This is a genomic window from Desulfosarcina widdelii, from assembly GCF_009688965.1.
Classification (GTDB): Bacteria; Desulfobacterota; Desulfobacteria; order Desulfobacterales; family Desulfosarcinaceae; genus Desulfosarcina; species Desulfosarcina widdelii.
Genome location: NZ_AP021875.1, coordinates 2,735,826 through 2,753,404, shown reverse-complemented (window position 1 = coordinate 2,753,404; position 17,579 = coordinate 2,735,826). Strand labels below are relative to the sequence as shown.

Genomic DNA, 17,579 nt, shown 5'->3' with positions numbered 1-17,579 from the left:
GGAATTTAAAGGTTGTGCGCGAGCACCTGGTTTGTCACAAGGCGGGAATAGGCGGGAATTGGCGGGGAATGGTGGGAAATGGTGGGAGGGTTGCGAGATCGTGGGGTATTCGTTGATCGTTAATAGAGGTGTTAAGATGCGATAAAAACACGATATACAGTGCTTGAAACGTTTTTAAAAGGGGCGGTCCATCTGGTCGCCTCTTTTGCTGTCTGATCGTCATCGATTGTCGGTTGGGTGCGGCAGCTAAAATGTCACAAAATCCGGAAATCGGGCTTTTCGTGCAGCTGATTTGTCAATTTCGATTTTTCGTTCCAAACCGTTCAAGAACCATTCAATCCCTGTTCAACATTGACAATTCTTACAGTTTGCCTCGTCTCAGTGTTAAATTTGAGTTCCGAGTTCGGCGACCAAACCCGGAACTCATTTCCACCTTTAATATATCCATTTCCGAGTTAGGCGTATATGTCTGAGATGTTGATGAAATATAATTTTTCAGTATCTAATATTTTAACCGGCTAACTCGGAAGTCAATGCAACAACTATATACCATGTATCTCAATTTTTCTAAGATTTACTCTTGTTTTCTTTGAATTGCTTGTTTTTAATCAGGTCCCCTTACGAAATATTCACCACTATAGAAAGCCTCATTGCTACCATAGGAAGCTTGTATAGGTGTGCAATAATAACCAATCCTTTCCATGTTTTTTTCAAGATAACTTGGGTAGTCTATCAGGATTATAGATGATGGTGAAGGCGCACGTTGTATAAATGGTTTTCCGTTTTTATTTATCAATTTTTCTACGAATAGGCTTTTATGTATACCAAGAGCTATTTCACTGCTATGTGATATTTTTGAAAGTGACAAATTTTTTATCACTAAAAGAGTTTCTTTCTTGAACAATAAATTGATTAATTTTTCCTTTAGCTTTAATGAGGTTCCTTCGCATTTAACAAGCTGTTTAAAAAACATATTTGCAGTTTTTATTCCAGCGGCATCAATCTTAAGAATATTAAAATTTGACAGGTATTCGTATAAATCTTTTTCTGCTCTATCAATTCCCTCTTTAGTGAATGCAAAAATATATATAATTGTTGGCCCGATATTTTTTTTATTCCATTCAATAATATCAAGAATAACTCCATCTGAAACCAGCCAATCAATAGAGACTCCATATTGCTGGCGAACCTTTTCAAGGAACTTTCTTGACGGTTTTGTCCGGCCCTTTTCGATGTCTGCCAAATATCCCCTTGAATAGCCCAGAGATTCAGCAAATTTTTCCTGTGTCAGGCCAGCTTCAGATCGGATGCCAACGAGCTTTTCCCTTATATTGACCATTTTTCCTTGACTCATGACGTAAATTACGACATATTGTTGTCGTAATTTACGTCAATAGGAGGTTGTTGTGAACAAAAACCAACGCATCGCAATGGCTGAGAAGGATTTAACCGTTCGTAAGCTAAGCAAAATATTAGACAGGACGGAACCTCATGTAAGCAATGTGTTGGGTGGTAGATTCAAGAGCCCAAAGCTCAGAGAGCGGATTTCATTGGTTCTTGACAAGGATGTTTGTCACCTTTGGCCAGAGCATGAGGGCTGATTGTAAATAATAAAAGTTTTTGCGGGCTGTCAACGGAATATTTCAACAAGGCCGTTTGTTATGGAATTGGCGAGAGAGTATTTTAAACCCTCTGAACTCGCCGGCAAGCCGGGAATGCCGAAAACGTCCAGGGCGGTAAGACTGAGGTGCAACAGAGAAAATTGGACAACTCGGCCTCACTGTGGCCGTGGCGGTGGTCGTGAAGTCCATTTCAGTTCTCTTCCAGAAAAAACCCAAAATTATATTTTCTTGAAAGCGCGTTCAACACCCGTTGAAGGCCGCGTTATCAATCCCGTTGAGAAGGCTGTTGCCGAATCTGAAAATCGAAAGCAGGCAGAGATAGACGCGCTATGGAGCCAATACGAGCGAAAGCCGGAAAAGGATACCCTGCCGTCACTTTCTACGTTCAAACGCAAGCTTAGGCGAGAAATCCCCCGGCGGGTTTTGATCTTGGCCAGGGAAGGTGTAGAAGCTCTCAGCCGGTCTTATCCCGCTCAGGAGCGTGACAGAGGCGTTTTTCATGCCCTCGAAGCCGTGAACGCTGATGGTCATAAATTCGATGTGTTTGTCAGGTTCCCGGATGGTGAGGTTTGCCGCCCGGTAATAGTGGCTTTTCAGGATCTGTATTCCGGCAAAATTTTGAGCTATCGCGTGGCCAAAACAGAAAACGCAGATACCATTCGTTTGGCTTTCGGCGATATCCTGGAACGCTATGGCATTCCTGAGCATGCCTATTTGGACAATGGCCGGGGATTCGCTTCAAAATGGATGACTGGCGGACTTCCAAACCGATACCGATTCAAGATAAAATCGGAAGATCCTGCCGGAATTATGCCCCAGGTCGGCACCGTTGTTCATTGGTGTATCCCAGGACACGGCCAATCAAAACCGATTGAACGATATTTTCTGGATGGGCGCAACGATATTGCCAAGCATCCGATATGTTCCGGAGCCTATACCGGCAATTCCCCACACGCGAAGCCTGAGAATTACGGTTCAAAGGCTGTGCCCTTGGATGTGTTTATGAAAGTTCTCCACCAAGGGATTATTGAACACAACGCAAGGAGAGGCCGCCGTTCAAAGGTATGCGATGGCGGTAGTTTCGATGAAGTCTTTGCCGAATCCTATTCACAGTCACCTATAAGGAAGGCTACGACCCAACAGCGTCGTTTGTGGCTGCTGGCTGCCGAAGGTGTGACCGCTTCTCGAACGGATGGGAGTATCACCTTTTTGAATAATCGCTATCACTGTGACGCACTCTCAGAACATATGGGCGCTAAACTGGTGGCCCGGTTCGATCCCGACAACCTTCATGATCCGATCCACGTAGAAACCCTTGATGGTCGCTTCATCGGGGAAGCCGATTGCATTCAGGCGGCTGGATTCAATGACACCCAAGCGGCCAGAGAATACAACCGAAAGCGCAACCAGTACAAGAAGGCCGTGAAAAAGCAGCTTGAGGCGCAGCGTTCAATGAACGCCATCGAAGCCGCCAACCTGCTGCCGGATATCGATCCACCCGAGACACCCGTTTCAACGGTCATTGAACCGATGTTCAAGCAGGCTGTTGGGTCGGATATTTCACCGGAGGAACGTGACGAACTTTGGGAAAGAGGCTGGGATAAGACGCTCAAAAATGCACTTCGGCAGTAGAGGGGCCGTCAACCTTCTACTGCCGAAGCGGGGCAAAATTGGAATATCTCAACGGAAAAGGAGGCTATCATATGGCGGAATCGATGTCAATCAAAAATAGAGTAAAGTCTCTACTGGAGGAACAAGGCATTTCGCAAAGTCAGGCGGCCAACCTGATCGGCATATCTGCTGCCGCATTGTCCGGTTATCTCAAGGGCACTTACACGGGAGACGTGAAGGCCGTCGAGATCAAGATTGAAAAGTGGCTCACGGCCGAACAGCGGAGGTCCGAAAAATTCAGATCCATTTCCGCCGTGCCATCATATATAGCCCTCTCCACGTCTAAAAAGATAGAGCAGACTTGCGAATATGCGCAATATGCCGTGGACATCGGGGTGGTCTACGGTGCCGCCGGTACCGGTAAAACATACACCATCCGGCATTACGCGGACAGCAATCCCAATGTCTGGCTGGCCACCATGACCGCCGCCCATGCCGGAGTTTCCGCCTGCCTTGAAGAGATCGCGCTGGCCCTTGACATGCGAGGCGCTCCAGGCAGATCCGCCCGGCTGCTTCGAGACATCTATAGCCGGGTGCGGGATACCGCTGGACTTCTGGTTGTCGATGAAGCACAGCATCTTTTCCCTGCCGCGCTTGAGGTGATCCGCTCCATCCATGATGCCGGCGGGATTGGGGTTGTTCTTGTTGGAAACGAAAGCGTCTATGCCCGATTAACCGGTGGAGCCCGCACCGCAACGTTTGCACAGCTTTTCTCGCGAATCGGCAAGCGGTTGCGAATCGTCCGGCCATTGAAAGCCGATGTGTTGGGCGTTGCCAAGGCTTTCGGCGTAGAGGGTAGCAAGGCGCAACAAGCGGCATGGGAGATCGGCAGGAAGCCGGGCGGGTTGCGAGGTGTCGTCAAAACCTTGCGCATTGCCGGGGTGCTGGCGGCAGGTGCAGGGAAGGATATTGATGAAACGTTCATCAAGGCGGCGTGGCTCGATCTTTCCGGGGAGGCTACCGGGTGATTTTTTCTTTAAAGACCAAAATGGGCCATGGCGTTTCATGGAACCGTATTAAAACATCATTTAAATCGTTTCAGATTTGTTTAACGGTTTTTCAAACGACCATAGATATGCGTCAGGCTGAGATCGTTCGGTTATGAGGCTCTCAGCGATTATTGAACTTTTAACGAAAGGAGATGCCCGATGATGAATGCACAGGCAAGGAAAGAGCGACGGCGGCGCGAATTGGCGCTGATCCATATCGCCGCAAAGCAGCTCAACATCAAAGAGAATGTCTATCGAGGGCTGGTGCTCTATGCCAGCAAAGATGATTGTGACAGCGCCGCCGATCTGGACGCGGCAGGCCGTCAAGCCCTGATCCGTATTTTTAAAAAGATGGGCTTTCGTCCGGTTCACAAGTCGGCCATGGCGTCCGGGATGCACAAGCCGCCGTCTTGGGAGCGCGGGCCTCAACTTTCCAAGATTGGGGCCATACTGGCGGACCTGTGCTATCCCTGGCGATACGCGGACGCCATTGCCAAAAGAATGTACGGGGTTGATTTCGTCCGGTTTTGTTACCCGTATCAGTTGCAAGGCGTGATTGCTGCACTGCTGGCCAGACAGAAGAAAGTGAAGATTCAAAATTCAAAAAGGAAAAATGCTAAATGAAATGCATTGATGAAATTAAGGTCGCTGACACTCTTGGATCAACTATTGAGTTGCAAAATGAAATGGCAGCGGTAGCGGAATTGATGATTAATGATCAACCCGTCGGCCCGCTACCAAATAGTATTCTTTGCGGACTTGGAACACTCCTTAGCCGTTTATTTGATGCGCAGAGAGAGTGTATTAATGAGATTGCATCTCTAATTGATGAAGCCCCTGCGGCGGCGGCAAACCATGCAGAGGCTTCAGGGAGTGAGCGTGAAAGACGCTCTTACTGGCGAGGATATAGCACAACATTGTTTCCAGAACAATTATCAATTGAGGGTAAGGATAAACAGGCTGTTATCCACTCAACTTGTGGGAAATTTTGGAATATCAGAGACGAACTTAAAAATATAGAGGAATTGTTGTCAAAATCGACCTGCAAAGAGGCCGCCGATTCCGCGTTCAGACTCAGGATTGTTGTTGACGCGATGTTGGAACTCAACAGGCTTCTGCAAGGATTGACATAGAAAGAACGCAACTGCCCTGGATAGGCTGATCACCGAAAAGGCGGCGCCTCACCGCCCTGCCAGGGCTTAACATATGAGGATAATCTTGAGGGGGTTGCTTGGCCGTGTGGCCGGTTGCCCCCTCTTTTTTTAAAGGAGAAGAAAATGGATCTAAACAATGACTTGAATTCGGAACAGCAGAAGATCGCGGATATGCTGGGCGTGACGGCCGAGGATATTAGAAAGTACGGCGGCGGCGATACGGATCTGAACACAGGTTTAAACGCCGAACAACGGAACATTGCCGATATGTTCGGCAAAAGCGCTGAGGACATCCGGCGGTATGGCATGGAGGGTGTGAATTCCCGATCTCCGGAGGGACCTTTGGCACAGGAGGTGCGCTGATGGCAACCATCTCTGTTCCCCTAAAAGACGGCCTGAAGATCGGCAACGCGGTCCACAAAGACGCCGAGCTGCGCGAATACACCGCCGGCGACATGATCGACGCCTGCGCGGCGGCCGAGAAGGTGGTGGCTACCCCGGCCGGGCCGGCCCTGGTGGCCAGCCCCACGATGACCGACATGGAGCTGCTCTGCCGCCAGATCGTCCGCATCGGCGACCACAAGGGGCCGCTTGCCCTTGCCGAGATGCGCAATCTCTCCGGCCGCGATCTGGCCGCGCTGCAGGGAGCTGCCGAGGCTCTCGATTCCGGTGCGGACCAGGCGGCCGACCAGCGGGGGCGAGTGGCAGGCAGCCAGGAAACCGACTGAAACCATGCTGGTGGCCGTTTCCGTGCGCGTCGGATGGACCCGCATGGAGGTCGCCTCCCTGAGCTGCCGCCAACTACTCCAAATCTATAATTTGCTTTACTCGGAGGAATCGTGAGCGACGACATCCGCACATCCATCATTCTCGATCTGACCGGCAACCTGGACGCCAAAAGCCGGCAGTACGGCCGCAGCCTGGAGCGCATGGGCAACCGGGGCAGCCGGGCCGTGGCCATGATGAACCGCGGCCTGGCCGCCATGGGCCGCGGGCTGGACCGCCTGGGCAACCGCTACACCGGTTTTCTCTTCGGCGCCGGCGGCATCGGCACCATCCGCATGGTGGCCAACCTGGAGGCCCGCTTCACCCGGCTGGGCATCAATGCCAACAAAAGCGCAGACTACATGGAACGGCTGAAAAAGCAGATCTTCGAGATCTCCAACCTGCCGGAAATCCGCATCGATCCGTCCCAGCTTACCAATGCTGTTGCCGAACTCGTGGAAAAGACCGGCGACCTGCCATACGCCGTGGAGAATTTAAAAAATATGGCTACGGCCATTCAGGCTGCCGGCGCCGGCGGCTTGTATATTGGAGGTATCACGGCCGAATTCCAAAAGATGGGCCTTACCAAACCTGGCGACGTGCTCCAGGCGTTGGACATTTTGACCGTCCAGGGCAAACAGGGGGCTTTTACATTCCAGAATCTCGCCGGTTTGGGGCCACGTTTGTTCACGGCCTACACGGCCCTGGGGCGCACCGGCCTGCCGGCCATCCGGGAAATGGGCGCTGTAATTCAAATGATCCGCCAGGGAACGGGTGGACCGGAACAAGCGGTCACGTCATATGAGGCTCTATTGCGAGCGTTAAGCGACGATAAAAAAATAAAAATCCTCGAAAGAGGCGGGATAAAAGTTAAAGAGAGCGCCAACGTGTGGCGACCGATTAACAAAATAATGGAGGACATCGTCAAGCGAGCTAAAGGGAACCGAACTATCATTCAAAGAGTCCTTGGCGATGGCGATGCGGTTAAAGCGTTTAATACCGCAATTACAGAATTCAACAGGTTGGGCGTCATTGAAAGTTTGGAGAAGTTCTACAACGTCCAGGCCGACGGCAGCACCGTGCTGGCCGACAGCGCCCGGGCGGCCCGGGACTTCAACGCGGCCCTTCAATTGTTCAACACGGCCTTCCGGCAGTTCTCCGACCGTGAGCTAAGCAAACCCATTAAGCAGATGGCCGAATATCTCAACAGCCTGGAGCCGGGCACGGTGCAGCGCTGGATGGAGATTGCCAAGTGGATCGGCATCGTCGGCGGCGGGGCCTTTGTGGGGCGCAAGCTGTACCAGGGTGGACGCGGTATAATGAGAATGTTCGGCAAGGGAGCAAAGGGAGGTGGTGCCATGGGCGGAGTTCCCGGCGTTGGTGGATTCGGCGGCGTGGTACCGGTATACGTGGTGAACAAGCACCTTTCCCTTCTCAACGATGGAACCGGCTTTAACAATTCGAAAAACAATAAACTTCCAAGGTCTACCAACGTCAAAAACCTTGGCTTGCTTTCCGGTGCGTGGAAATGGGGCCAGGCCGGATTGATGACCTATTTCATCAATGAAGGAATGAAACCGCTCGGCATGGATGTAGGTCAAATTAAGCAAAGCTTCAAAGATTTTGACATAGCTGTCGGCAAAATAATTGAAGTGTTTTCCGGACAACGGAATTGGAATACTGGCGAACTGAAAATTTCAATAAAAAGCGATGCGCCGGTAGCTGTTGATAGAATGTCCGCACAGGGCATGGATATCGACGTGGACACCGGCAATATCATGACTGGTCAGCGTTAAACCATCAAGAAAGCATTGAAAGGAAAGAAGATGAGTAAAACACAATCGGTTACAGATTGGATGCAGAAAAAAAGCAAACTTGAGGAAAAAATTCAGTTGTTGGCTTGCCAAATTACAAACGCCCATAACCAAAAAAGGCTTCAGGCTACTGCTGCCAGGACACGTAAGGAAAATTATTTGCAGCGGCATAGAGGAGATGAATTCCGGCTTTCTGAAAACGAAAAACGCGAGTACGCTCAACTCGTAAACGATTATGAAGCGAAACAAAAAGATGCTATCGTTGAGACAAAGAAAAACAACAATCTGAAAAAAGAGCTTTCGGACTTGAAACTGCAGTTGGCTGAGCTTGAATTTCCGATCTCGGTTGAAGACTTCACCGTAGATGGCGCAGAGCCTTTTGTGAAAAGCGCTGTCGAGCCATTCCTTAAACATATCCAATCCAGCCTGAAAGAGCTTGATCAGCTTAAAATGAAACGGACAGAGCTTGATACGGAACTCAGTAAATGCAAACCTAAAGAGAAATGGATGAACGAAAAAGACCTTATCAATGTCGATATCAACGCTCACACAGAAATTGTCCATGAAAGGGAAAGGGTTGAACGGAAAGAAAGGTCGATCTCCGAGCTTATCGAAAGAACGAATGCCGCTATAAAGGCCAAAGAAATCCAACTCGAAGAATTGCGCAAAACTTTTGCCGATACCCTTACAACTGCAGTAGACGCCTATTCCGCCAACGGCAAAAAAACGATGGCAAAAGCGCTGGATGAAATGATAGCGACCGACAATCAATACTATGCATCCATAACTGCGATCTGCAATAATCTGATCGTAGAGGCCGGCGCGAAGGCGGTCGATGTCTTCGAGTATACCGGCGGCACGATACCGGTTCAAACACGCATTTTCCCAATCGGGACTATTCGGGCCAATATCCTTAATTTTGTGGAATCAGCACTGAACCCATAATCGATTAAACGATTTGGCCAGGGCCTCTTGAACAGGTATTGTCCTGGGCGCCGCCGGGCCTGGCCGGATGAGGGTGGCGGTGGCGTCCTCTCATTTTAAACTTCCCGGCGGCGCTAAAAATCAATATTGGGCAAATGGTTCCATGAAAAAATCAACTGAATCGAAACAGCAAGAGTTTTTACCTTTAATAAAGGCGGAACGCTTGCGCTACGAAAACGATTTGAAGTTGATTGCCCACCTTCCTTACAAATTACGTATTCGAGCCGAAATGCGCTTTTTCTTCATTAAGGAGTCCGAAAAATTCCTCAAAAGGGAATCAGTCCGCCTTGGTGCGAAGTTCCGCAAAAAGGCAGCTCTCCAACAATTCTGCCGTAGCCAAGGGATCAGCATTTCAACCTATTATCGTAGTCTAATGGCATATAGGCAGGGCGGCATTAAAGCGCTGGTTCCGCTCCTTGGGTGGCACACGCGACCTGTAAAAAAAACCGGCAGAAAAATCAGCAGGCGCATCGAAATAGATCCGAAGGACCCGTTATCATTCCTTAGCAATTTCGTAACTATCATAAAGAGCGCTTCTATAATCGATGCGACCACCAAACAAACCTCTATTACAGCGCTAAATTACATCTTGAAATATTTTAGGGGAAATCCTTTTAAATACCGACCGGTAGCGCTCTGTCGGCGGCTGAACCAAAAAGAGATCGGCTTGCTACATCGCTATTTAGAAGGAAGCCATAAAAACCATAGAGCCAGAGCCCGGGCTCTCCTTCTGGCGAACCGGAATTCTTCTTTGATTGAAATCGCACTTGAAGCTCACAGATCTCCCGGCACTGTGCTGAGATGGATTCGGCGGTTTAATGAGGAAGGGATTGGCTTTGTTGAAACCACCTACGACTACACTAAAGGCAATGCCGAACGTGCTAAAAGACTGGATAATATCGTTAAAATCTTGCATCGATCCCCTAAAGACTATGGGATCAACCGTTCAGCCTGGACGCTGCAGGCAATCTCGCATGCTTATAAAAATGATTATAATTTCGTTCTATCTGCCAGTACAATTCGTAGAGCGCTGAAAAAAACCAATTATACCTGGAGGCGCGCTAAACGTGTCCTTACCAGCAATGATCCAAAGTATATCGAAAAAACGAAGCGGGTACTCGATGCTTTGAGAAGCCTGAAAGAAGATGAAGCCTTTTTCTTCATAGATGAAGCCGGTCCATGGAGAGTTAAAAAATATGGAGGAAAGAGCTATACCGCCAAAGGGAAAACGAAGAAATATCCTCAGTTTCAAAAATCAAAAGGCCGAGTAACATTTATTGGGGCCTTGGATGCTGTTGAGAACCAAGTAATATGGGCTTTCACAGATACCAAGGATACCGCTGCTGTCGTCTGCTTGATTAAAACCCTGTATTATCGGTATCATGACCATTCTGGCCTCTATTTTACTTGGGATTGTGCGTCCTGGCACAACTCATCCGGCGTTCAAACCTGTGTTCAGCTTCTGAATGGCATGACCGCAGGCCCATCGATTACCATCTATCCGTTGCCTCCTCGATCTCAGTATTTAAATATCGTCGAATCCGTCTTTAGCGGCCTTAAAAGGGCCGTTATTCATAACAGTGACTATGGATGTGTGTACGAGATGAAATCGGCTATTAGCCAACACTTCAGGGACCGCAATAACTATTTTAAACTCAACCCTAAAAGGGCCGGAAACAAAATTTGGGACCGCGAATATTACGAGGTTGAAAAAATAGAAAGCGGTCTATTCAGGAAAAAGTGAATTGGAGCGGTTTTGATGGAATGTGAAATCAGGATGGATGAACTTTCTCCGGGACTCAGAGAGATTGCAGATATTATTGGCCTGAAAAACCTCCTGAAATTAGTAAACGAGAGGGGTGGAGAGAGCATTTACATTCCTTCAAAAAAAACGGTTTTTCGTATGCACAGGGATCAAAAAATCAGGCAAGAATTTAGCGGTTCTAACCATGGAGAGCTTGCCCGCAAATTTGGGGCAACGACTGTGTGGATTAGAAAAATTGTCCAAAGGTCTTAAGCGAAACGAAATAAAAACGCCTGTCAATCAAACAGGTTACAGGAATTTTAGCTGTCCTTTTTATTCTCACTGCTTGAACAAGGCGGCGTACCAAGATTGGGATTATTTCAGCTGCTCTGAATGTATGTTTCGACAATTTAACGCATCTGAAACAGATAGAAAAAGCTTAAAATAAAGTTTTTTGGAGATATCATATGGGCGAGAAATACAATGTGCAAATAGAGGACCTGACGCCTGAATTTCGTGAATTGGCCGAAGATATAGGCCTTGAATTAGCGCTTGATATAGTAGATAAGCGTGGCGGCGAACAGCTCTATATCCCTTCGGTAAAAACGGTTCAGAAGGCGGCCAGGGACAGGTTGATCCGTTCAGAGCATGATAGCGGCGTTGGATATAAAGAACTTGCTCGAAAACATAACCTCTCTGTCATTTCTATTAGAAAAATTACACAATAGTTTAGAGTTATGAATGGCTATTCAAAATCCGCTGAAGACGTTTTAAAAGCCCTTTCAGATGAAGAAAAAAAGATATTAAAAAGGGATTATCCGTTTAAAACAAAGCAGGCAAAAATACTAAAGAGAATGCGTGATAATGGCGTAAAACTATCCACCATAAACGAGATAACAGGCATCCCGAAAAGTACCATATCCAGGCTTGCAAACACATACGTTCCCAAAACCCGATATGCGGTCTTAAACGAACTGAAAGCCATCAGAAAAAGGCTTGACCTAATAGAGGGGCAGCTCCATCCAAGTGGCAAAAAAAGCTTTAAATCCCCCTCAAAATTTGCCAATATTCCGGAAAATTCCTAATTATTACGATTTTGGCACCACAAGAAATATGACAAACCAGGTGACCAAATATGACAAAATAGGTGCCCGCTTACAAAGGTCCAATTAATACGGTGAGTTGACGAATACTTCTTTTCTTATCGATCATAAGTTTTCAAGTCGTAAAATACGGCGAATTAAATCGCTTATAGCAATTAAATCGTAATTTTTGACGAATAATAGCAACCTAAAGCGGGCGATTGCCGAGCTTTCCGCAGAATCAGGAAACAATGGGGGCAGGCCGATATCGCCGGGCGCAGGGTATCTTTCCGCCTTATTTGAATACGAATTGCCTTTCAAACCGAAACCGGCAATTCCACAATTTCCTGTTCCAACCCGGCATTGTGCTGCGCCATGAGTTGAATGATCGGCCGGCAGTCCCGGCTGCGACGATCAAAAGCGGTCTTTGGGGTTTGCCGGGCGAGCAGTTGACGGTCGCCGAAGCGTTTGAACAGCAGGGCGATATCCTCCGGCACATAGAGTCTGGCTGTCGGCAGAGCGGATTGCAGGCGTTGAAAAATATACAGCCCGTCCCAATCGTAATCCCCGAAATGCAGCACCCGTGAAGGCGAGGGCGTTAAGGTCTTCAACGCCTCGATGACGATTTCCGGTGCGTTGCCGCCGAGGTAGGCCACCATGACAGGCTCCGTCTGGCCCGAGTAATCGGCGCGGTAGAAGGGCTCCCAGTTTTCGATGGTGAGCAGGTGCCAACAGGCTGGCAGGGAGAGATTTATAAGCCGGTCGCTCATTGCGGCGGCCAAGCCGAATTTTTGCGTCAATTGCGATAACGGGTCATTCGGCGCGCCAAACCATTTGAAAGATAAGGAAAGCACAGAATGGCCCGAGCGTCCGGCCTTGCTGTGACCGCCGCGCACGATATTGCCCTGACGGGTGGCCATTCGCTCCGGGTCCAGGCCGTGATCCGGATATCGGGCCGCCGCCCAGCGGGCCAGTGGTACAGGATCGATAGCAACCACCGTGCGTCGGGTGCCATGGCTCTGGATGCCGACCAGTTCAAGGGTGAGCAGTTCGTCAAGTATTTTGCGGTTGACGGCGGAATGGCCCACCGTTCCCTTTTCAAGCAGGGTGGCCAGCCAAATCGGAGGCGTCATCTTGCGCGATCTCCATGGGTTTGGGCGTGATCTTTACAACCGAGGCCAGATAGCTGCGGTTGCCGTCGCGCCGGAACAGGTAGTTGTGGGAGATATCCTTTCGGATCTCGGGGCTGGCGAAAATTGGCAGGAAGTTGTTCTCGGTGCAGTAGGCGATCAACTGGTTCAGGTTGTCGGCGTCGATGCTGCCCACCTCGTCCAGGAAAAAGGGGATGCGCGTACCGGTCACATTCTTGCGTTCCTGCAACAGGCCGATCAGCCCCAGGTAAATCACGATTTTGACCCCGGTTTCGGTGCCGTTGGATTCGAAGCGGTGAATCTCGTAGCGTTCCACCGGATCGGGCTGGTGGCTGAACTGAACCGAGAATTTGAGACGGAACATGTCCTTGAGATTGATTTCCGTGCCGTAGTTGCGGATCTGGTTGAAGTACTCCTCCACCTGGGCGTGGGCGTCTTCCAGGCTGGCGGAGGTGTCCGGGGCGGCGAAGAGATCCAACTGGCCGGGGATGCTTTGATCGATGGCATCCAGCAGGGCGGTTTTCTCAAGGGCGATGCCGATGTGGGTGATGTTGGAAATGCGTACGTTGTGGATGGCCTTGTTTAGCGCCGCCACCTGGGATTCCACGAATCCGAAGGCCTGGGTGATCTTGGAAAGCTTGGCCCGCACCACGGTGAAAATACCGTCGTACTCACGCTGTAATTGGGCTTCGAGGTCGTGGATAGCGCCGGCCAGATCGGCCTTGTTCTCCAGCCAGCGCTCGAAGGAGACATCCGATGCAGAGCGTTCGTAACGGGCCTCCAGCTCGGACTTGGGTTCGGCCAATTGACTGTCCAGTTGCTTTAATTGGCTCTCCAGGGTGGCAATCGATTGCCTCATCTGGGTGTACTCGGCTTGCAAGGTCTCCAGGCGGCGTGCCATTAACCCCTCGGGAGGCTCACCGTCGTCGGGGGAAAGGCTCGCGTGGACCTGATGTACCTGTTCCCATTTTTCCTCGGCCGTTTTAAGGGCCGTGTAGGTGACCTGCTGCTGGCGGCGCAGCAAGCGGCTCTCCTCCTCGCGCTCACGAATTACACGGCTAAGGCGGGCTAACTCCCGGTCCAGGCGGCTCTCCTCCCTGGTTATGGATTCCAGATCCTTCCAGGTTACGGTAAGCTGGCGCAGTTCGGCCAATTCGGCCAGGATGGCCTCCTTGGCGGCAATGGCCGCGTCCATTTCGGCCAGTTCCGCTTGTTTGCGCTTGGTGTTTTCCGCGATTTCGATGGCGGTGCGAACCGATTGCATTTCCCGCTCCAGGCGCTTTTGTCGTTCATCGAGGGGCTCCCGGTCGGTTTCGGGAACGAACCACACCTCCCTGGGCAGATCCAGGCCAAAGCCGCGAAAGCGCCCCTCGTCATCCAGATATTCCGCAGCCTTGGACGAGGCTTGAAGAAATGATTTCTCATCGGCCAACACCGCCTCGGCTTCCCGGCTGGCAAGGTCGCCGGACACCAGAAAGCGCAGCAAGGCGCGCCGGTTCTCGTCGAATCCGGCCTGGTCCCAGACTGTTTGCAAGGTTTTATGCGTCAATTGACGCGTGACGTTGTCGATCTCGCGGGTCAGGGCTGCAAGCTGCCGTTTCAGCCTTTCGGCGTCCTGGGGCTGGGTCGCGGCAAGGGCCGTTGCCAGTTCCACCCTGGCGTGGGTAAGCCGGTCGCGTTCCTGGCGCACCAGGGCTTCGCTATGGGATTGGGCGGTTTTGGTAAGCGCCTCGAAGCGCTCTTTTTGCCGGCGAACCTCGCCAAGGCGCGTTCGGGCATCGCTGGCCTGCTCGGAAAGGCGCTTGACGGATCCTCCCAGTTTTTCAAGGCGCGCTTCCTCGTCGTCGTAAACCCGGGCCAGCTGCTTCTTTTTCTCGGAGAGAAGCATACTTACCGCCGCGGAGAGGTGAAAGAAATAGGCGGCATGCTGGTCGCGTTTTTCGGCAGTCTCTTCGATTTTGGCCAGCAGGTCATGGTAGCGGGCCACCACCGGCTTGAGGGCTTCCAGTTCGCGCAGTTCGATACGCAGGCTGTTGATATGGCGGTACTTTTGCTCGAAATCCTGGAGCAGGTTGAAACGGGTGCGCACGGCGCCTTTCTCCACGATGCGGATGAGAAATTGTTGCACATCGGTGGCGTCGATACGGTCCAGGCGCAGTAACCCCTGCATGAGGCGGCGCAGCAGTCGAAAATTGGTTTTGGACAGATCGAATAGCGGCACGTTGTACTCGCCGCGGGTGTGCAGGCCCAAGAGGGCTTCTTCATAGCGTTCGAATCGGTCGAAACGGGCGAAGTCCCGGTCGAACAGATTTGCCTGGAGGTCCTTGAAAGGTAGTGGTGTCCGCTCTTCAGTGAGAAAGGTGTTTACGTCGAAGGAGCCGTTGAAAACGAAATTGACCCGCGAATCGGCTTCGCCGGTGCCGAAAATACCCACCGTGCGAATACTGCCGGTGAGGGTGCGCACCTCGAAGAGCAGGTAGGAGCCCTCTGGGCGAAAGTAGAAGCCCAGAGATTCGGCAGCGGATTTGACAAAGGTCATTTCACGCATTTTTGGAAAAAAAAGAAACTGGATCAGGGCGATCAGGCTGGTTTTGCCCACGTTGTTGGCGCCCACCAGGTGCACGGCGCGCACATCGAAGTTCAGGGCCAAGGTATCGAACATGCCGCTGTTGATCAGTCCGATTCTGCGGATGCTGGCGGTGTACTCACTCATCGGCATCGCCTTCCTCTGCCTCGGTTATCTCTTGCCGGTCAAGCTGCTGGTGAATGCGCCGGGCCAGGTTGATCAGCCGTTCGGCCGGCCGGCGCAGGGTCAAAGTACGCGCTTCTAAATTGACCTCCAGGAGTCCCTTGCCGGCAAGGCGGCGGAAAAGCTGCTCCAGGGCCGCGTCGTTGCCATCCTCGATGCCCACCTGGGACAGGTACTCACGGCCGTAGCCATCCCGAAACCAATCCAGTTCCGTCCAGGCCACGCTGGCCTGAAACAGGTCGCCATAGGTTTTGCCCTTTTCCAGCCACAAGTCGGTCAAAAGATAAAGTACCACCACGGCCTGTTTTTCCTCCTGGCTGAGGATTTTGTTCTCCTTTTCCAGAAAGATCACCTGCTTGTCGCGCACCAGGGAAAAGCCGCTCAAAGACAGGTGGTCCTGGAACCAGTCGAAATGGCGATCCAGGGTCGCATACCAGCGCTCGTAATCGGGCCGCATGAGGTCCGAGTCGCTGAACTGGTATCCGCGCAGCAAGGTCTGGATGATGCGCTGGGTTTCCTCGGGCGATTTAACCGGCATGGCTTTCCTCCCAGACGATGCCGAAATCCTCCATCTCGATGGTAAATTCGTTGAGATCCCCGTGAAAGGTCCTTCCGGTGGGGGTGACCCGGAAAGGCGGGCTGGCCATGACCAAGGGCAGAGCAATGGCCTTGAGCCGTTCGGCGGGCGGGTAGGTGGAGAATTCACGGTTTACGAATGCCGGCCAGTCCGCAATTTCACGGGCCTCGCGGATTTGTTTCAGCAACTGCTCTTCGAACAACAGCAGACTTTCGGCCCGGGCTTCCTGCGGGAGGCTTGTGGAGAGCGGCCGTGGCCGTGCCACATACCGGCGGTGGACCACATCGTTGAAGAACAGGCCCAGGCGCTCCATGCCCGGTGCCTGGCTGGCCAATGTCCCGGCAACCACGACGGTCTCGCCCGAGAGCAGGGGCCAAACCGCATCCAGATCGCCCAGGCATTTGGCCAGGGCTTCCTTGATGGTCTTTTCCTCGATCAGCGAGTTGAGCAGGGACCGGCTGGTGTCGATCAGGGTTTCGAAATGGTGGATGAGCGTGTAATCGATGTATTGAATGTCGATCAACAGGCGCTGCCGCCGGTCGCTGAGTTCCACGGAATCCGCCAACAGGCCGGTACGGTCGGCCAGGTCGGCCATGCATCTTCTCAGGCGGGCCATTTTGCGCACCGGCTCGGCATGGGGGTCGATCAACTCGCTCAAGGGCTCGATATAGCGGCGGTTGACGGTCTTGAGATCCTCGATGCGCTGGTCGATGCGTTTGCCTTCGCTGTTGCGCTTCATGTCCCCGAATGCGCGCATGCAGGCCTGGTAGTGCTGATACCCGCTTTCACGTACCTGCCGCACCACCAGGTAGAGCTTATCCACGGTGTCTGCGATTCGTTCCGGTTCCGGTGGGTCGGCGAACAGGGCCTGTTGCAGCGCGTCGGTAAGGTTGCCGATATCGACGATCTGGTCCTTGAGAAATTCGGCGTGGGTCAGCCGCCCGCGACGTTCATAGAAGTTGACCAGCCCCGCCACCACAGGGTTGACCGTATAGGTATCCTCTGTTTCCTCATAAAGGATGGCCGCGCGTCGATACCGTTGGATCAGGGCTTCCTTATCCATCGGGGCGACGCCGTGCCGCTCCATGTAGGCTAAAAGCTTGGCCCGGCCGATTACCCCGGCCTCGGCGCACAGGTCCACCAGCAGACCGTGGTGCAGGTTTGCCGTGGCCAGAAACCCCTGGAAAGTGGTGATTGGCATGGTTGCCGCTACCGTTCGTAAAAAATGATACTTAGAACCGAATTCGGGATGGATAAAATTCCCGGGTTGCGCGGTT

Annotated in this window: 17 protein-coding genes; 12 read left to right on the top strand and 5 right to left on the bottom strand. The window is 51.5% G+C overall.

The genetic code is table 11. The features are described from left to right. Positions 1-604 precede the first annotated feature (604 nt). Positions 605-1,354 carry a helix-turn-helix domain-containing protein gene (locus GN111_RS12920; RefSeq protein ID WP_155304144.1) on the bottom strand — a complete coding sequence of 250 codons (750 nt, stop codon included), beginning with the start codon at positions 1,352-1,354 and terminating at the stop codon, positions 605-607. Between the two features lie 307 nt (positions 1,355-1,661). Here GN111_RS12920 and GN111_RS12915 point away from each other — a divergent pair, with 307 nt between their 5' ends. The 12 genes from GN111_RS12915 to GN111_RS12860 all read left to right on the top strand — a co-directional run bounded on the left by GN111_RS12915 (position 1,662) and on the right by GN111_RS12860 (position 11,828). Then, complete coding sequence (locus GN111_RS12915) at positions 1,662-3,254, top strand: transposase domain-containing protein (RefSeq protein ID WP_155304143.1); 1,593 nt, start codon at positions 1,662-1,664, stop codon at positions 3,252-3,254. Positions 3,255-3,325: 71 nt separating this feature from the next. Next, positions 3,326-4,261: an AAA family ATPase gene (locus tag GN111_RS12910; RefSeq protein WP_155304142.1), complete on the top strand. Its 936-nt coding sequence runs from the start codon at positions 3,326-3,328 to the stop codon at positions 4,259-4,261. A gap of 180 nt (positions 4,262-4,441) precedes the next feature. Beyond that, positions 4,442-4,906: a regulatory protein GemA gene (locus GN111_RS12905; RefSeq protein WP_155304141.1), complete on the top strand. Its 465-nt coding sequence runs from the start codon at positions 4,442-4,444 to the stop codon at positions 4,904-4,906. Beyond that, positions 4,903-5,415: a hypothetical protein gene (locus GN111_RS12900; protein WP_155304140.1), complete on the top strand. Its 513-nt coding sequence runs from the start codon at positions 4,903-4,905 to the stop codon at positions 5,413-5,415. The genes GN111_RS12905 and GN111_RS12900 overlap by 4 nt, the downstream gene beginning before the upstream one ends. 144 nt (positions 5,416-5,559) lie before the next feature. Then, positions 5,560-5,799, top strand: a complete 240-nt coding sequence (locus tag GN111_RS12895; protein WP_155304139.1) for a hypothetical protein — start codon at positions 5,560-5,562, stop codon at positions 5,797-5,799. Next, positions 5,799-6,164: a phage tail assembly protein gene (locus tag GN111_RS12890; protein WP_155304138.1), complete on the top strand. Its 366-nt coding sequence runs from the start codon at positions 5,799-5,801 to the stop codon at positions 6,162-6,164. The genes GN111_RS12895 and GN111_RS12890 overlap by 1 nt, the downstream gene beginning before the upstream one ends. Before the next feature lie 111 nt (positions 6,165-6,275). Then, the gene (locus GN111_RS12885) at positions 6,276-7,997 is read left to right on the top strand and encodes a phage tail tape measure protein (RefSeq protein WP_155304137.1); all 1,722 of its coding nucleotides are present in this window, start codon (positions 6,276-6,278) and stop codon (positions 7,995-7,997) included. A gap of 30 nt (positions 7,998-8,027) precedes the next feature. Further along, complete coding sequence (locus GN111_RS12880) at positions 8,028-8,960, top strand: hypothetical protein (protein WP_155304136.1); 933 nt, start codon at positions 8,028-8,030, stop codon at positions 8,958-8,960. Positions 8,961-9,033: 73 nt separating this feature from the next. Next, positions 9,034-10,743: an IS630 family transposase gene (locus GN111_RS12875; protein WP_170302258.1), complete on the top strand. Its 1,710-nt coding sequence runs from the start codon at positions 9,034-9,036 to the stop codon at positions 10,741-10,743. 15 nt (positions 10,744-10,758) lie between these two features. After that, positions 10,759-11,016, top strand: coding sequence for a Mor transcription activator family protein (locus tag GN111_RS12870; RefSeq protein WP_155304134.1), 258 nt, complete (start codon positions 10,759-10,761; stop codon positions 11,014-11,016). 194 nt (positions 11,017-11,210) lie between these two features. Further along, the gene (locus GN111_RS12865; RefSeq protein WP_155304133.1) at positions 11,211-11,471 is read left to right on the top strand and encodes a Mor transcription activator family protein; all 261 of its coding nucleotides are present in this window, start codon (positions 11,211-11,213) and stop codon (positions 11,469-11,471) included. Positions 11,472-11,480: 9 nt separating this feature from the next. Then, positions 11,481-11,828, top strand: coding sequence for a hypothetical protein (locus GN111_RS12860; RefSeq protein ID WP_155304132.1), 348 nt, complete (start codon positions 11,481-11,483; stop codon positions 11,826-11,828). Between the two features lie 314 nt (positions 11,829-12,142). Here the strand turns inward: GN111_RS12860 and GN111_RS12855 are convergent, their stop codons facing one another. The 4 genes from GN111_RS12855 to GN111_RS12840 are packed head-to-tail and all read right to left on the bottom strand — an operon-like array spanning position 12,143 to position 17,503. Continuing rightward, positions 12,143-12,958 carry a Wadjet anti-phage system protein JetD domain-containing protein gene (locus GN111_RS12855; RefSeq protein WP_155304131.1) on the bottom strand — a complete coding sequence of 272 codons (816 nt, stop codon included), beginning with the start codon at positions 12,956-12,958 and terminating at the stop codon, positions 12,143-12,145. Continuing rightward, positions 12,924-15,689 carry a hypothetical protein gene (locus GN111_RS12850; RefSeq protein WP_155304130.1) on the bottom strand — a complete coding sequence of 922 codons (2,766 nt, stop codon included), beginning with the start codon at positions 15,687-15,689 and terminating at the stop codon, positions 12,924-12,926. The genes GN111_RS12855 and GN111_RS12850 overlap by 35 nt, the downstream gene beginning before the upstream one ends. Then, complete coding sequence (locus GN111_RS12845; protein WP_155304129.1) at positions 15,682-16,263, bottom strand: condensin complex protein MksE; 582 nt, start codon at positions 16,261-16,263, stop codon at positions 15,682-15,684. The genes GN111_RS12850 and GN111_RS12845 overlap by 8 nt, the downstream gene beginning before the upstream one ends. Further along, the gene (locus tag GN111_RS12840) at positions 16,253-17,503 is read right to left on the bottom strand and encodes a hypothetical protein (protein WP_155304128.1); all 1,251 of its coding nucleotides are present in this window, start codon (positions 17,501-17,503) and stop codon (positions 16,253-16,255) included. Before GN111_RS12840 ends, GN111_RS12845 begins: the two co-directional genes overlap by 11 nt. Positions 17,504-17,579: the final 76 nt, after the last annotated feature.

Coding starts and splice junctions, on each gene's coding strand:
- GN111_RS12900 (WP_155304140.1), top strand. CDS start 4,903: ATGAAATGCATTGATGAAATTAAGGTCGCTGACACTCTTGGATCAACT.
- GN111_RS12890 (WP_155304138.1), top strand. CDS start 5,799: ATGGCAACCATCTCTGTTCCCCTAAAAGACGGCCTGAAGATCGGCAAC.
- GN111_RS12915 (WP_155304143.1), top strand. CDS start 1,662: ATGGAATTGGCGAGAGAGTATTTTAAACCCTCTGAACTCGCCGGCAAG.
- GN111_RS12895 (WP_155304139.1), top strand. CDS start 5,560: ATGGATCTAAACAATGACTTGAATTCGGAACAGCAGAAGATCGCGGAT.
- GN111_RS12860 (WP_155304132.1), top strand. CDS start 11,481: ATGAATGGCTATTCAAAATCCGCTGAAGACGTTTTAAAAGCCCTTTCA.
- GN111_RS12880 (WP_155304136.1), top strand. CDS start 8,028: ATGAGTAAAACACAATCGGTTACAGATTGGATGCAGAAAAAAAGCAAA.
- GN111_RS12870 (WP_155304134.1), top strand. CDS start 10,759: ATGGAATGTGAAATCAGGATGGATGAACTTTCTCCGGGACTCAGAGAG.
- GN111_RS12850 (WP_155304130.1), bottom strand. CDS start 15,689: ATGAGTGAGTACACCGCCAGCATCCGCAGAATCGGACTGATCAACAGC.
- GN111_RS12865 (WP_155304133.1), top strand. CDS start 11,211: ATGGGCGAGAAATACAATGTGCAAATAGAGGACCTGACGCCTGAATTT.
- GN111_RS12920 (WP_155304144.1), bottom strand. CDS start 1,354: ATGAGTCAAGGAAAAATGGTCAATATAAGGGAAAAGCTCGTTGGCATC.
- GN111_RS12905 (WP_155304141.1), top strand. CDS start 4,442: ATGATGAATGCACAGGCAAGGAAAGAGCGACGGCGGCGCGAATTGGCG.
- GN111_RS12845 (WP_155304129.1), bottom strand. CDS start 16,263: ATGCCGGTTAAATCGCCCGAGGAAACCCAGCGCATCATCCAGACCTTG.
- GN111_RS12910 (WP_155304142.1), top strand. CDS start 3,326: ATGGCGGAATCGATGTCAATCAAAAATAGAGTAAAGTCTCTACTGGAG.
- GN111_RS12855 (WP_155304131.1), bottom strand. CDS start 12,958: ATGACGCCTCCGATTTGGCTGGCCACCCTGCTTGAAAAGGGAACGGTG.
- GN111_RS12840 (WP_155304128.1), bottom strand. CDS start 17,503: ATGCCAATCACCACTTTCCAGGGGTTTCTGGCCACGGCAAACCTGCAC.